This window comes from Vibrio halioticoli NBRC 102217 (assembly GCF_000496695.1).
GTDB classification, from domain to species: domain Bacteria; phylum Pseudomonadota; class Gammaproteobacteria; order Enterobacterales; family Vibrionaceae; genus Vibrio; species Vibrio halioticoli.
The window spans coordinates 77,634-92,120 of record NZ_BAUJ01000008.1 but is presented as its reverse complement, the minus strand read 5'-3'; the positions used below and the strand labels follow the sequence as shown (position 1 = coordinate 92,120).

Here is a 14,487-nt window from a genome sequence, read left to right as displayed (position 1 = left end):
TCCTTATTGTCCAATATTTGCTTCGTTTACGGGTAACCAACTAGAAAGAGCTTTTGCCGTCATCTGTTGTGCTTGCGTTCGTTTTTCAGGTTTTTGTGTCTCTTGATGATGAGGTTTCAGCTTGTCCTCACAAACGTACACGCCAGTGACGTCATCAAATTCAGATGAGATTGCCAATCTTACGATTCGATCTGCACCGACTAGGGTTGGAGAAGCCATGCAGTGCATGACATGGCTCATGACTTTTTCAGCGCCTTCAAGGTGGCTGAGCAAGTTAGAGCGGATATGGCCCGGGCAAAGCGAGTTAGCGGTTACCCCTGAACTTTGCAATTGCTTTGCTAAGTCAACAGTAAACATATTCATAGAAAGCTTTGATTCCACGTAGCTTTCGTCGGTATCAAAATTAGCTCTTGCCTGAATGTCATCAAAATCGATTTCAGGTATAAACTCTGTATTTGTGGTGAGGTTTACGATGCGTGCCGGCGCTGACGTTTTAATGCGATCCAGAAGCAGTTCAGTAAGTAATCTTGGGCCAAAGTAGTTAATTGCCCAGTTTGTTTCAAAGTTGTCGTTAGTAATAACAGGCTTGGTCATATTGATGCCCGCATTATTCACCAGAATATCTATCTTTGGATAATCAGAAAGAATACGCTCAGTACACGCTTTCACGCTTTCCATCGAGGCCAGATCACAAATTTGTAGGTTTATCGAACCTTGCGTATGAGCAGCTTTAATCGACTCAATCACCGCCTCTGCCTTAGCCTTATTTCGAGCGAGCAGAACAATGTTTGCGCCCATTGAACACAAGATTTCAACGGCAACACGTCCGATGCCATCGGTCCCACCGGTAAACACTATGGTCTTTCCTTGAAGGTTTTTATCTCCTTCGGGAATAGCATGCTGAGGGTTAGGCGTCCTTCTTTGTGGAACGAATAACTTAAGTAGTATTCGGGTTTTATCATTAAGTAGTGGCATATATGGTATCTCAGTTAATTAAAAGCAAAGCAGTCATACAAATTTATCGGGTGAGATTTAAACATTCCGGAAATAGATTTTTTGAGTTGGTATTAGCTAGCACCACATTGGTAAGCTTTGTATTACTTCCCCATATCAAAATAGAGATGCTAATTAGTGCCATAAGCACCGATGACAGGGCAAAAATATATTTAAAATTCATTGCCTTACCGTTATTAATGAATTTTAGTGTTTTCATCATTGTGTCAAATGAAAACATCATTAGCGCCTATCGGGTACAACATTTCAATTTTGGACACTTTTACTCAATTCGATGTCGAAATCATACTGAGATCTGAAATAAGAAACTTACACATTTCCCAAAATAGATCCCTCGGTTTAGGCACCTGTTTTTGGGAAATGTATAAGTTGGATTTATGGTAAGTGACAGTTGGCTTGGTGGGGCTTTGGCTGTCATTGTGGGAGCTCTGTTCTTTCATGTGAACATCTCGTCTCTTAGCCGAATGTAGACTCTGAATTAGGGCTGTTTGGGTATGTCGTCGATCGCTTTATGATTTGCACTAGCAAGATAGGTGGCTTCACTAAATTACTTTCTTTAATTTCTATCGAATTTCTAATTCGATTCACACTACCGTTTAACACCTGTTGAGATTCCTAGTGAATGATGCAATATAAGCTGAATGCAAACACAAAAAATACAGTCTATCAGTGTATTATGGACTTAAGCAGGCTCTTTACTCTGGGTGTTTTTCTTTGAATCATTAAGTTGATGAAAGAATTTTAAGGATGAGTAGTGGATTTATTTATAGATATACATGAGTTAGTTACAGATGGAAGTGTGTGGCTGGCAATTATTGCAATAAACATGACTATTATTGGCCTTACCTCATTAGCGGAATCTAAATCTGTTATTGGTATAGATTACGGTCAGTACTTAATTAAGTCATATAAAGTATTTTTCAATGTAAAGATTTATCACTTACTAGTTATATTTGCACTGATAAATATCATTTCTCTATTTAGTATGTTTACGACAAATTATTCTGTTAGAGTAATTAACTTAATCATTTTGATGTTGAGCTTAGCATTTGCGATTTATTATTTTTTCGCGTATATATTAATTAAAAACCCAAGAGTGAACAAACAAATATACATGGATGAGTTGCTAGGTATTTATTACGATAGTAACGATAAAACTAACTTTGAAGCAGATATTATTACTGAGATGAATAATGGTTGGAGAACTGACAAAAGAATATCATCAAATTTAATTTCATACTTCGATAAGTACAACGCTGAATCAAGGGCGGTTTTTGGTGAGATTTTTGGACCAAAATCAGTTGTTTACGCACAAAACAAAACCATGAAAAAATATTGGTTGAAAAATTATAACGTCAATGCCTTTAATTACAATTCAAATAGCGGTGGAGTACACATTTCACATGAGTTTTTTCAACTGTATAGATATTCTGAATTACAGGAGAAATGGTTGCTTGAAATATTAAGTCTTTTTAATAAGGAGTATTCCTCTACTTTTAAAGAGAGCAGAATAGATAATATCATTAGAATTCTGGCTCATATAAATAGATTTGGACGTTGTGATAATTTATATGGTTACAAGTTCTTAGAGTACCTCTCTGCATATATATATGACGCAATGGAAGTACAATTCTCAGTTGATCAGAAAGACTCTATAAAAAATAGGAAAGCAAAAGAACTTTTCCTAATGAACGAGTTATTTCTATACGTTATGAACACTTTAGAAACTAGAAGTGACTCGTTATTCTATAATGCATCGGTGGATCTTTGTAAACTTTTAATTACTGATAGTAAGTTTAATCACTATAGTGATTCTAATGATAAAATTGAATTGATCATCAATATATCTAGATTAATGAAAAGTGATTGTATTAAAAACTTTATTAGTGAAGTAGTTTATAATTACACTTTAAGTAATATAGAATTTAAATATGACTTAAACGAAATAAAGTCATTAATAAATATTAAAAAGAAAAATGATTCTATACAGGCGATAAAACAAGAACTTTACCATTGAGATAATAATACCTAAAAAAGGATTATAGCGTTATAGATTTATCCAACTTCGATTAACCTAGTTTACATAGCCTAGTGCAGCTTATCTAAAGCGGAGCGATTGATTGTTCACTCTAACGCACTTCGATAGCAATACATGTCATTACGAGCTAGCGCTAGATATGCTCATCCAGCACTAGCTCAAAAAACGACCGCTTTCAAATTGTTGGATCTTTTCTACAAACCAAGCCAACGCTTTGCCTTGATTATTTTTGTTCCAAGCCAGATGGATATCCCCCTCCCGCTTATCAGTCTGTTGTACTTCTAATGCGACCAATTGCCCTAGTTGCAATTGTTGTTGGATGCGATGTACAGGTAAATACCCTACCCCTAAGCCTTGCAGTTGTGCTTCTATCTTCTTGGAAATACTGGGGACTGTAATGCGCGGTTGTCCATCGAGTAAGCCTGCCGAACGTGTTTGCAATGTTCTTGAACTGTCTGCTACCACCAGCGCAGGATAATTTTTTATCACTTGTTGAGATAATGGCTGAGGTTCATTACACAAGGCGTGATTTTGTGCCACCGCAAAAACTAACTCTAACGTACCAATAGGTGACGTAGCTATAGATGTATCATTGGTTGAACCGGGCGCACCAATCACCAAATCACAACGGTCTGTGGTTAATGCATCCCAAGTTCCCCCAAAGACTTCTTCAACAACTTTAATCGCTATCCAAGGATGCTCCTTTTGAAAGGCTTCAATAAGTTCATAAAGAGGATGAAAATTCAACATACTGTCTACAGCAATGCGTAGCTCCACTTCCCAACCGCTAGCGGACTGCCTAGCGGCGTTCGTCAGGGTTTCCGTCGCAGTTAAGATGAGCCGCCCTTGAACCAATATCATGCGGCCAATATCGGTCAGTTCAGCCTTTCGCTTACTTCGATCGTAAAGGGTGACACCTAACTCTTCTTCAAGCTTATTGACGGTATACGAAATGGCAGAAGGAACTCGAAACAAAGCTTCTGCTGCACCGGCAAAGCTTTTCTTCCTATCGATAGCATCAAGTACTCTCAGTGCATCTAAGGTAATGGGAGAATGCATATGTTCGATTCCATTGATGTTAAAACTTAATAATTAAACTCAAATAACGATGATTACTTTAATTTACTCCTGAATTTAAAGCAATGTAGCGCAGTTACCCTTATTGCTAAACATCAATTTTTTTGAAGTTTAAGTGCAATTCTTTGCGTTATTAATTCGTCAATCCGTTAAATACAATAGCTCCATCGGTCAAGAAAACGACCATTTAAACAAAAATATTTAGGAGAACATTATGTCAGCATCCCTTATCCGCAAAACACTTGATTCAAGAGCAACATGGTCAACGTTGGCGTTACGTTTACCTATCGGGCTAACCTTTATGGCTCATGGCGCACAAAAGTTATTTGGCATGTTCGGTGGTTATGGATTGGAAGGTACCGCTCAATGGATGGCTTCGATCGGCTTAGAGCCAGGCTTTTTAATGGCACTGTTGGCCGGCAGCGCCGAATTTTTTGGTGGTCTTGCCATTTTAATCGGTCTGTTTACACGCCCTGCCGCGTTAGTATTAGCGTTCACTATGTTAATGGCGATCTTTAGTGTTCATTTTGAAAACGGTTTGTTCTTGGCCAACAACGGTTACGAATTTGGGTTAGCGCTATTGGCTGCATCGGTTTCATTGTTGATGAGTGGAGCAGGAAACTTGGCTTTAGACAATCAACTTAAACGCCGTTTTTCATAATCGATCAAGTAAACCGAATTTAAGGAGTTGAACATGAACACTCACTTCACGCTAACAAAAAAATCCGATTTATATTATATGCCTAGCAGCAATCAGCACCCTGCGAACACCTATTTTCACTTTTCGTTTGCCAACTACTACGATCCTAATCGCATGAATTTCGGTGCTCTGCGTGTATTTAATGATGACGATGTAAAACCACACAGCGGTTTTGAGCGTCACCCACACCGTGATATGGAGATCGTAAGTTATATTATTCATGGGCAACTTACTCACTGGGATAGTGTGACGAAAAAAGAACAGATCATTGGGCGTGGTCACGTACAAGCCATTTCCGCAGGCGCTGGTGTTTGGCACTCTGAATTGAATAAACACAATGAGTGGGTTCGTTTTCTACAAATTTGGGTGACGCCCAACAATACCGCAGGCCCTGTTCGATACAATCACCACCAATTTGAACTTGCAGATAGAGAAAATAAGCTCCTGCATATTGTGGGAAACCCCGACAATAAAGATGCCTCGCCCCTTTACATTAACTCAGACGTAAATGTTTACGTCTCTGAGATCACCAACAAGCAAACGCAAGTTGAATTTGAGCTGAAAGCGGGACGTCAAGCCTACATCAGCAATATAGAAGGTGCAGTACATGTGGAAGGTTACCCCTCTTTGCAAGAGCAAGATACATTAGAGCTTTCTCAAGCAGGAAAACTCAAATTTACTCTCAAAGACGATCACGCTCATTTCATCATTATTGAAATGGCGCAACCAAAAAACTTGTAGAAACTACCTAGGTAATATCGCTAGTTTGAGTATGCCATGCGAGGTACAAGAGTGTATTAGGAATAGCGTTGACGGCTAAGCTTAGCTTAATATGTTCAAACCCTATTCACTCTCATCAATCACCCGAATTAGTTTTGCCGGCGTTCCCCCATACAGAGAATTTGGCGGCACATCCGTATTGACCACGGAATTGGCGGCAATCACAGAGCCTGCTCCCACGGTTACGCCTTGGCTAATCACAACGTTGCCACCAATCCACACATCGTCTTCAATGGTAATAGGAGCACAGGTGGTTTCCCAGTTGCGACGTTTAAGATAATTTAAATGGTGACTCGCACAGTAAAACTGCGCATTGGGGCCAATCAACACATTATTACCGATAGTGATTTTTGCGCCATCTAACATAGTGACGTTCATGTTGATAAAGGTCTTTTCGCCAATAGAGATCGTTTTGCCAAACTCACAGTAAAATGGAGAGCGCACAATACTTGAATCTGCAATACTGCCCAGCAGTTGTTGAAACAACTCGTGACGCTGAGTTTCATCCGTATTTTGATTAATGGCCTGCAATAAACTCGATGCATTTTCACGAATTTTAATAATACCGTCGGCGCCGCCATCAAACTCTTCACCCGCAAGCATCTTGGCAAATTCTGTCATCTTATTTCTCGATTGATTATGTCCAGATTTATTATGGCAGTGATTGCACACCTAACAATACCCTTTGCAGCGCAAAAGTTGATGAGGGTAGGTATTTTCTAAGTAAATGGGGAGTGCAATGCCAGAACAGCAAATGCAGTGGGATTGGGGGGTCACAGACTCGCTATAGCGGATTGTTGAATCTAGATACAAAAAGAAGCTATCAACGACTGACATTGATAACTTCTTAAAACTGACACTATTGAAGATCTATTCGACTGTGCCTGTTATTGGTGAGTTATACCCCACTCTTGTAGAAGCATTGCAGAAACATAGATTAATCACACTCAATCAAATCAAACGATTCTGTTGGGGTAATAAACTCATCTTGAGCGGCAATGATTTGCAATTCCCACTCGTCGGCTTGTTTGGTCTGTTTTACCACCCCATAAACCGCTTCATTACAATGTTTAAATGCGGCTGTTGGGTGCCGGCCTTTGACTAAGCCGGCAGTGAAAACAGAAGAAATCAAATCACCTGCTCCAACCAATGCTCGCTCAAAATCAAGTTGAGGGCGCTGTGCTAAATAGCATTGACCTTCATAAGCTAACATCATGGAAAACTTGTCATCAGACACACAATAAATGTGTTTAACCAATACAATTTTTGGTCCCATCGTCAGTGCTTTTTGACACGCTTTGACTGCATCTGACAAGCTGTTGATTTCCATGCCAACGAATTGCCCTAACTCAAACTGATTAGGTACGATCACATCCGCCATTGGCATCAAGCGAGTTAACAAGTGTTCCGCGACACCTGATGCCACAATACAACCTTTTTCTGGCGAACCCATAACTGGGTCGCAGATGTAAAGTGCATCAGGATTCGCAAGCTTGGTTTGGGTAACAGCATCGGCTACAGCATTACACTGTTCAGCACTCCCCTGATACCCAGTCACAACTGCTCGGCATTTTTCTAACGCTCCAATATTACTCAGCCCTTGCACGACATCACTAATGTCATCAGCAGAAAATACACTCCCCTTCCAACCTTGGGGATACTGCGTGTGATTAGAAAATTGAACCGTATGAATCGGCCAAACTTCTAATCCCATTCTCTGCATTGGGAAAACCGCACTGCTATTGCCAGCGTGACCAAAAGAAACATGAGATTGTATTGAAAGAACGCCTTGCATTGTTGTTATACCTTACTTAAACCGCTATTAGAATGCGTAGATAAGAGTGATACCTGTTAGCGTATCCTCTTGTTTACCCGCACCTAGATTATCTTCTTCGGTATTTCTTACTTCACCAGAGATAATCAGTTGTGGAGTTGCATGATAGCTCAAACCTAAAGAATATATACTACGCTCTCCGTCAATATTTACATCACTATCATCAAAATCTACATGAGATAGGTATACATAAGGACGTAGGCCGATGCTGAAGTAGTAGTGAGCATAAAGATCGTAACCTAGTGCATCAGCATATTCATTTGCTTTACCCGTTGGGGCTGTGCCATCGAAGCCATATCCTAACAAGTCTGTTTCATGAGCTTTCTTACCATCAGTAACCGCAGCTGAAACTTGGAAACCTTTATGTGAATACTTAGCCGCAAGAGTCGTTAATTGCTGCGCATCATCTCCACTAAGCGCAACAGCTGCACCGTCCATATTGTTTTGCATGTAGGTAGCACCGACGCTTAGACCAAAATCAAAGTCATAGCTAGCCGCAACCGCAATGTTGCTATCACGCTGAAGAGTACCTGCAACGTTAGATACATTGTTGAAACCGTATTGTGCAGATAGATTCAAACCACTAAAGCTCTTACGGTATACCACAAGGTTGTCACCACGCGCAGTCGCAAGGAAACCGCCGTCTTTACCATCACTAAATAGTGGCGTTGCATCCGGATCAAATACGATTAAGTTATCCATATACCCAGCAACATCATGGTAAGCAGAGTATTGTTTACCAATACGCAAACTACCGTAGTCTTCGTTGTTGATGGTGACATAACCTAAACGGTTACGGAATTGGTCATGACCCGTGTCACCAATAGTATTTGATGGCGGATTAAGAAGTGTATCCCATTCCAATTTAACGTCACCAGACCAGCCATTACCCATTTGACGCTCAATAGCAATTCCTAGAGTTGTACGGCTAGTATTAAAATAATGGTCTAGAAAGTGTACTGGTTGCCAGTAATCCATTAAGAATGCACCTGACACATCTACTTTATTAACTTCATCTTCATAAATAGTGGCAGACATTGCGTGGCTAGACATAACTAGACCCGCGCTAAGCAGAAGGATTTTATTATATTTTTTCATTTTAATTTCCAGAATGTAGGGATTAAAAAACATGACAAAAAGACTAATATGCCCTGCCATGTTTAAATTCACGTTTTAATAAAAGAATGGAAGTAAATTTATTATATTTATTTTGTTGCTATTACTTCGATCTCAACTTTTGCATCCATAGGTAGACGAGCTACTTCAACGCAAGAGCGAGCAGGGAAATTAGCATCGTGCTTCTCAAAGAATTCACCGTAAGTTTTATTTACTACAGGGAAATCATTTAAGTCTTTTACAAATACTGTGGTTTTCACAATATTTTGCGCAGTTAAACCCGCCTCTTGAATAATTGCCAACGCATTATTTAGTGACTGTAGAGTTTGCTCTGCAACATCTTCTGGCATTGTTTTTGTTGTTGGGTTAATAGGTAACTGGCCTGAGGTCATTACCATGTTACCTAAGTTAACGCCTTGTACATAAGGGCCAATCGCCAACGGTGCTTTTTCAGTGTTTAGAATCTTAGTCATTATTATTTCTCAAATTGTTTTTTTAGAATAAAAGTTCTATTAATAACAATCACTGATTAATTTTATATAAAATTAACCTGATGATTATTAATTAATACTTTTTTTGTTATTGTAGATAGCAGAGTGCTAGGAACTCATGCAACTTCCAAGAAAGAAATCTTAGAATTGCGCAAATACAGAAAGAATAGAAATTTTATAGTCGTTTGTATACCAAGCTAAAGAGCTTGACCATAATTGGTCTGGATTTTTTAGATTTTTATTCATATCTAATTCCATTGTTAGCTATAGCTTATTGACTGATGGCGTTATATTTTCATAAAGCCATTCTTAAGTAAATTGACGCTAATTATAAATGTGACCATTATCTATCTCAATAGATGATAATCTTGTCATCAATCACAAAAATGAATTCAAATAAGGCGTTTAATTATAAATAATTGAAGTGAAATGGGGTGTTTAAAGCCTGCTCGTTTGCACTTTTAAGGCTCTTAATCCCATATCTAATAACTGAGAATTGATAGAGTTATCTTAAGAAAATAAAAGCATTTAATAAAAGTATGGCCTTCGAATAATAAATACATCCAGTTGCATATGGCGCATCAGGCAATCATCAGCTAAAGAACAGCAATAGCATCATCCCCCATTATGGTTAAGAAAATTTCAGCAGCGCTACCCCACCTTTTACGTAAGCATTTAACAATGCGTAAAGCTCTATGTCTTAACCCATCTAGGCATCGAACAATCTTTGGCTTTTTGTGTTGAGAGTCAAAAGCAATATGAGCGATTTGCGTCGTGGTCAGTACTTGTGGCCCTCCTCTGGTATCCAATAGAGATGCTCACTAATACTTCTACTGCCCCTCTTTGTTCATAATTTGCTTATAATCTCCTAAAGACGTTCCTTTACCGTTTTAATATGTGAATGAGGCCAATGGAAACACTGTCACTGCATCAAGCCCAAAAATTAGCACTTTTGTCTCAGGGATTACTGACTCAACCGCTAGTTGGTAACGCCTACCGCAAATCAGTTCAAGTTGCAGAGCGTTTAAGCTACATCCAGATAGACACCATATCGGTTGTACAACGTGCCCACCACCATGTCCTGTGGAGTCGTAATAGCGACTATCAACTCGATCATTTACAGCAAATGGTCAAAGAAAAGATCGTTTTCGAGTATTGGTCACATGCTGCATCTTATCTTGCAATGAAAGATTATCGATTCACGTTACCACGCAAAATTGCCATAAAATCAGGTAAACAAACGCATTGGTTCAAGAAAAGCCCAAAAATAATGTCAGAGGTACTTGCCCGTATCAAAGATGAAGGACCATTAATGGCAAAAGATTTTCAATCCAATTGCAATAAGCATACAGGGTGGGAAAGTAAGCCAACCAAACAAGCGTTAGAAAACTTGTATATGCAAGGTGATCTCATGATCACCGAGCGAAGAAATTTCCATAAGGTGTACGATCTGACCGAAAGAGTGCTTCCTACCCATGTCGACACCTCGATACCAACATCCAATGAACATGCCCGATTTTTGATTTTAAACTTCCTTAAAGCTCATGGTATTGGCCAACTCAAAGAAATCACCTATCTACTAAAAGGAGTACAAAAAGAGGTCAGCAAAGCCCTAGCTAAATTGAAAGAAGAAGGAGTGATAGTGGAGGTTTTAGTAAAAAATGAACGCTATTTCACGACATCTTCATCTCTTGAGTTATTAAACAATAAATTAAAACGCAAACAGGCAAAGATCCTTTCACCGTTCGATAACCTTGTCATTCAAAGAACAAGAACCAAGCATCTGTTTGATTTCGCTTATACTCTTGAATGCTACACCCCTGCTACAAAAAGGCAGTTTGGTTACTTTTGTCTTCCCGTCCTGTGGGATGGCCGCCTAGTCGCAAGAGTCGATTGCAAGATCAACAAAGCAACATCAACCTTAAACGTCATCAATTTATTTATTGAACCATCACTAAAAAGACATGATGAATTTATGCGAGCATTCAACGAAGAACTGACCCAGTTTGCTACTTTCAACGATGCAGAACCCAGCATGAATTATCCAATTCATAGGTTGAAGTAGTAATGAGATCTCATTAATCCACTCAATAATTACCGAGATCTCATATCAATAGAATAAACGCCTGTTTTTCACCTCCCTTCGACCGCCCTGACTTGAGCAAAGTGTCACTCTCGTACCGCTATTAATTAATGCGCTGCAAACATACAAATACTCTCATATATGCGCTACATGCATCCTTTCAATGCAAAAGTATCATTTATCCAAGAAAAATATCCATAGTATCTTTGTGTGAAATTCACTGAATGACGTATTTCTTATATCAAAAATCCCTTACTTAGCCGCTTGCTCATTGAGGAATATTTCATATAAGAATTAATCTATACAAGGACTATTAACTAATGACAAAGTTAATCAATGAGATACAGCTTGGTCTGTCTCAAACCACACTTAAAAACCGCATTGTTATGGCTCCAATGACCATTCAATCAGCCTTTTTTGATGGCGGCGTTACTCAAGAGATGGTGGATTACTATGCCTCACGCTCTGGTGATCCGAGTGCCATTATTGTTGAAAGTGCTTTCGTAGAAAACTACGGACGAGCTTTCCCTGGCGCGTTAGGCATCAATACTGATAGCAAAATAGAAGGCCTTAAAAAACTGGCCACGGCAATTAAAGCCAAGGGATCTAAAGCTATCTTGCAAATTTATCATGCGGGTCGCATGGCAAGTGGCGAATTCAACGGTGGTCATCAGCCTATCTCGGCGAGCCCTGTTGCGGCATTGCGTGATAATGCAGAAATGCCATTAGAAATGACCGCTGAACAAGTTGAAGCAATGATCGATAACTTTGGTCAGGCCGTGAATCGTGCGATTTTAGCGGGCTTTGATGGCGTTGAAATCCACGGTGCAAATACGTACCTCATCCAGCAATTCTTCTCCCCTCACTCAAATCGACGTACCGATAAATGGGGTGGCGATATTGAAAAGCGCAGTGCATTCCCACTGGCAGTATTAGCTCAAGCAAAACAAGTGGTTGCTGAGCATCAAAAAACAGATTTCATCATCGGTTACCGCTTCTCACCAGAAGAGTTAGAAGAGCCTGGAATACGATTTGAAGAAACCATGTATCTTCTGGATAAACTGGCAACAAGTGGCCTTGATTACTTCCATTTCTCTATGGGTAGCTATACACGAAACTCTATTGTTAACCCTGAAGACAAAGAGCCACTTATCAGCAAATTCCATGCGTTGAAGTCAGAAAACGTGGCTAAAATCCCTGTTATTGGTGTTGGCGGTATTGCTCAACGTAAAGATGCAGATGACGCTCTTGAACAAGGATACGATTTAGTCAGCGTAGGTAAAGGCTTTCTCGTTGAACCAACATGGGCAACGAAGGCAATGAATGATGAAGTTTGTGCTGAATTTGCCGATATTGCTCAGCAACAAGAGTTGATGATTCCAACCCCATTGTGGGACATCATGGATTACATGATTGTCGACAGTGCCGCTGAAGCATTAAAACATCAACGTATTAAAGAACTGCAAAGCATCGAAATTAAGTTTGAACCCGGCAAATACACCGCGTATGGCTATGGTCACAATGGCAAACTTCCTGTCACAGTGAATTTCTCTGAAGATAAAATTATTGATATCATTGTTGACTCATCAAAAGAATCTGACGGTATTGCTAATCCTGCGTTCGAACGTATTCCTAAACAAATACTGGATGGTCAAACTCTAAACATTGATGCTATCTCTGGCGCTACCGTAAGTAGCCAAGCTGTGATTGACGGTGTATCCAATGCCGTAGATTTGGCAGGCGGCAACTCAGAAGCGCTGCGCTACAAAGCTCGTGAAGCGGTTGAATGGTCAACTGAAACTATCGAGGAGACGGTTGATGTGGTCGTTGTCGGTGGCGGTGGTGCCGGTTTAAGCGCTGCACTGACAGCACTAGATAACAACCAATCCGTTATTATCCTTGAAAAATTCCCAGCGATCGGTGGTAACACAGTTCGAACTGGTGGTTGGGTAAATGCAGCAGAAGCAGAGTGGCAAAAACAATTCCCTGCGATTCCTGGCGAAGCGGATTATTTAAGAGAAATTGCCGATACACCTGAATCTGAAATTGACCAAGAGTACTTAGCAGATTTCCGCGCATTAAAAGATCAGCTAGAGAACTACTTCCTTGATCTCGACAGTGGCAAAAACTATCTATTTGATTCAACAGAGCTACATTTAATTCAAACTTATCTTGGCGGTAAACGCACCAACTTAAATGGTGAGTCTGTCTATGGTCAGTATGATTTGGTACATACTCTGACAAATCGTGCTATGGAATCAATTGATTGGCTTACAGAGAAAGGCATCGACTTCAACAGAAGTATGGTTGATATCGCTGTGGGTGCATTGTGGCGCCGAGCGCACAAACCAAATCGTCCAAAAGGTGTTGAGTTTGTCGAAAAACTGCAAAAACACATTATCGCTAAAGGCGGACGCATTATCACCGACACCAGTGCCGATGATCTGATCGTCGAAAATGGTCAAGTAACCGGTATTAATGCTACCCACTCTAACGGGACTAAATACAAGATCACCACTAATAAAGGTGTGGTACTGGCATCTGGTGGCTTTGGCGCAAACACAAAAATGCTCCAAAAATACAACAACTACTGGGACGAAATTGCTGATGACATTAAAACTACTAACTCACCTGCTTTAGTGGGCGATGGTCTAGCGATTGGCGAAAAAGCCGGCGCTGTTTTAGTGGGCATGGAATATATCCAGTTAATGCCTATTGGTGACCCTAAATCGGGCGCATTGTTAACCGGTCTTATTGTTCCACCTGAAAACTTTGTTTTTGTTAACCAACAAGGCAAGCGATTTGTCAACGAATGTGAAAGCCGCGATAAGTTATCTAAATCATTCTTCGACAATGGTGGCGTGGTTTATATGATTGCTGACGAAGAGATTCGCAAAACAGCAGCCAATACATCACCAGAAACGATTGAGCGTGAAATCAGTGAAGGCATCATTATCAAAGCCGACACGATTGAGGAGCTAGCACAAAAGATCAACGTTCCACAAGATGAACTGTGTGACACAATTCGCCGCTACAATTCATACGTTGATGATGGACGCGACCCTGAGTTCCATAAAGGTGCACTAGGTCTAAAAGTTGAACACGGTCCGTTCTACGCTACGCCAAGAAAACCATCAGTACACCATACTATGGGTGGTCTCAAAATCGATACCAATGCCCGCGTACTGGATAAACAGGGTGAAGCCATCCCAGGACTTTACGCTGCTGGTGAGGTCACTGGTGGTATCCACGCAGGGAACCGTTTAGGTGGCAATGCCTTGATTGATATATTCACTTACGGCCGTATTGCCGGTGACAATGTTTCAAATCGAAGCTAATAATTAACAGGGAAGC

Annotated in this window: 11 protein-coding genes; 5 read left to right on the top strand and 6 right to left on the bottom strand. The window is 40.1% G+C overall.

Features of this window, described 5'->3' with window-relative positions:
• Positions 1-3: 3 nt before the first annotated feature.
• Complete coding sequence (locus tag VHA01S_RS04010; RefSeq protein ID WP_023403070.1) at positions 4-975, bottom strand: SDR family NAD(P)-dependent oxidoreductase; 972 nt, start codon at positions 973-975, stop codon at positions 4-6.
• 793 nt (positions 976-1,768) lie between these two features.
• On the opposite strand from VHA01S_RS04010, the gene VHA01S_RS04000 reads away from it, so the two are divergent.
• Positions 1,769-3,031, top strand: a complete 1,263-nt coding sequence (locus VHA01S_RS04000; protein WP_023403069.1) for a hypothetical protein — start codon at positions 1,769-1,771, stop codon at positions 3,029-3,031.
• A 174-nt stretch (positions 3,032-3,205) separates the two neighbouring features.
• On the opposite strand, the gene VHA01S_RS03995 is transcribed toward VHA01S_RS04000, so the two are convergent.
• The gene (locus tag VHA01S_RS03995) at positions 3,206-4,111 is read right to left on the bottom strand and encodes a LysR family transcriptional regulator (protein WP_023403068.1); all 906 of its coding nucleotides are present in this window, start codon (positions 4,109-4,111) and stop codon (positions 3,206-3,208) included.
• A 232-nt stretch (positions 4,112-4,343) separates the two neighbouring features.
• Between VHA01S_RS03995 and VHA01S_RS03990 the strand changes: the two genes are divergently transcribed.
• Both VHA01S_RS03990 and VHA01S_RS03985 read left to right on the top strand, forming a co-directional pair.
• A complete protein-coding gene (locus VHA01S_RS03990; RefSeq protein WP_023403067.1) occupies positions 4,344-4,790 on the top strand; it encodes a DoxX family protein in 447 nt (148 codons plus the stop codon).
• Positions 4,791-4,823: 33 nt separating this feature from the next.
• Positions 4,824-5,570 carry a pirin family protein gene (locus VHA01S_RS03985; protein ID WP_023403066.1) on the top strand — a complete coding sequence of 249 codons (747 nt, stop codon included), beginning with the start codon at positions 4,824-4,826 and terminating at the stop codon, positions 5,568-5,570.
• A 102-nt stretch (positions 5,571-5,672) separates the two neighbouring features.
• Here the strand turns inward: VHA01S_RS03985 and VHA01S_RS03980 are convergent, their stop codons facing one another.
• From VHA01S_RS03980 to VHA01S_RS03965, 4 genes are all read right to left on the bottom strand, one after another.
• Positions 5,673-6,230: a sugar O-acetyltransferase gene (locus VHA01S_RS03980; RefSeq protein WP_023403065.1), complete on the bottom strand. Its 558-nt coding sequence runs from the start codon at positions 6,228-6,230 to the stop codon at positions 5,673-5,675.
• A gap of 316 nt (positions 6,231-6,546) precedes the next feature.
• The gene (gene pdxY / locus VHA01S_RS03975; protein WP_023403064.1) at positions 6,547-7,404 is read right to left on the bottom strand and encodes a pyridoxal kinase PdxY; all 858 of its coding nucleotides are present in this window, start codon (positions 7,402-7,404) and stop codon (positions 6,547-6,549) included.
• A gap of 27 nt (positions 7,405-7,431) precedes the next feature.
• Complete coding sequence (locus VHA01S_RS03970; RefSeq protein WP_039970114.1) at positions 7,432-8,541, bottom strand: porin; 1,110 nt, start codon at positions 8,539-8,541, stop codon at positions 7,432-7,434.
• Positions 8,542-8,648: 107 nt separating this feature from the next.
• Positions 8,649-9,032: a Rid family detoxifying hydrolase gene (locus VHA01S_RS03965; RefSeq protein ID WP_023403062.1), complete on the bottom strand. Its 384-nt coding sequence runs from the start codon at positions 9,030-9,032 to the stop codon at positions 8,649-8,651.
• 928 nt (positions 9,033-9,960) lie between these two features.
• Between VHA01S_RS03965 and VHA01S_RS03960 the strand changes: the two genes are divergently transcribed.
• The gene (locus VHA01S_RS03960) at positions 9,961-11,115 is read left to right on the top strand and encodes a winged helix-turn-helix domain-containing protein (RefSeq protein ID WP_023403060.1); all 1,155 of its coding nucleotides are present in this window, start codon (positions 9,961-9,963) and stop codon (positions 11,113-11,115) included.
• A 338-nt stretch (positions 11,116-11,453) separates the two neighbouring features.
• A complete protein-coding gene (gene ard, locus VHA01S_RS03955; RefSeq protein WP_023403059.1) occupies positions 11,454-14,471 on the top strand; it encodes a flavocytochrome c in 3,018 nt (1,005 codons plus the stop codon).
• Positions 14,472-14,487 lie beyond the last annotated feature (16 nt).

What these genes read in the sequence shown, in the direction of transcription:
- VHA01S_RS04010 (WP_023403070.1), bottom strand. Translation starts at nt 975, where the DNA reads ATGCCACTACTTAATGATAAAACCCGAATACTACTTAAGTTATTCGTT.
- VHA01S_RS03995 (WP_023403068.1), bottom strand. Translation starts at nt 4,111, where the DNA reads ATGCATTCTCCCATTACCTTAGATGCACTGAGAGTACTTGATGCTATC.
- VHA01S_RS03990 (WP_023403067.1), top strand. Translation starts at nt 4,344, where the DNA reads ATGTCAGCATCCCTTATCCGCAAAACACTTGATTCAAGAGCAACATGG.
- VHA01S_RS03985 (WP_023403066.1), top strand. Translation starts at nt 4,824, where the DNA reads ATGAACACTCACTTCACGCTAACAAAAAAATCCGATTTATATTATATG.
- VHA01S_RS03980 (WP_023403065.1), bottom strand. Translation starts at nt 6,230, where the DNA reads ATGACAGAATTTGCCAAGATGCTTGCGGGTGAAGAGTTTGATGGCGGC.
- pdxY (WP_023403064.1), bottom strand. Translation starts at nt 7,404, where the DNA reads ATGCAAGGCGTTCTTTCAATACAATCTCATGTTTCTTTTGGTCACGCT.
- VHA01S_RS03970 (WP_039970114.1), bottom strand. Translation starts at nt 8,541, where the DNA reads ATGAAAAAATATAATAAAATCCTTCTGCTTAGCGCGGGTCTAGTTATG.
- VHA01S_RS03965 (WP_023403062.1), bottom strand. Translation starts at nt 9,032, where the DNA reads ATGACTAAGATTCTAAACACTGAAAAAGCACCGTTGGCGATTGGCCCT.
- VHA01S_RS03960 (WP_023403060.1), top strand. Translation starts at nt 9,961, where the DNA reads ATGGAAACACTGTCACTGCATCAAGCCCAAAAATTAGCACTTTTGTCT.
- ard (WP_023403059.1), top strand. Translation starts at nt 11,454, where the DNA reads ATGACAAAGTTAATCAATGAGATACAGCTTGGTCTGTCTCAAACCACA.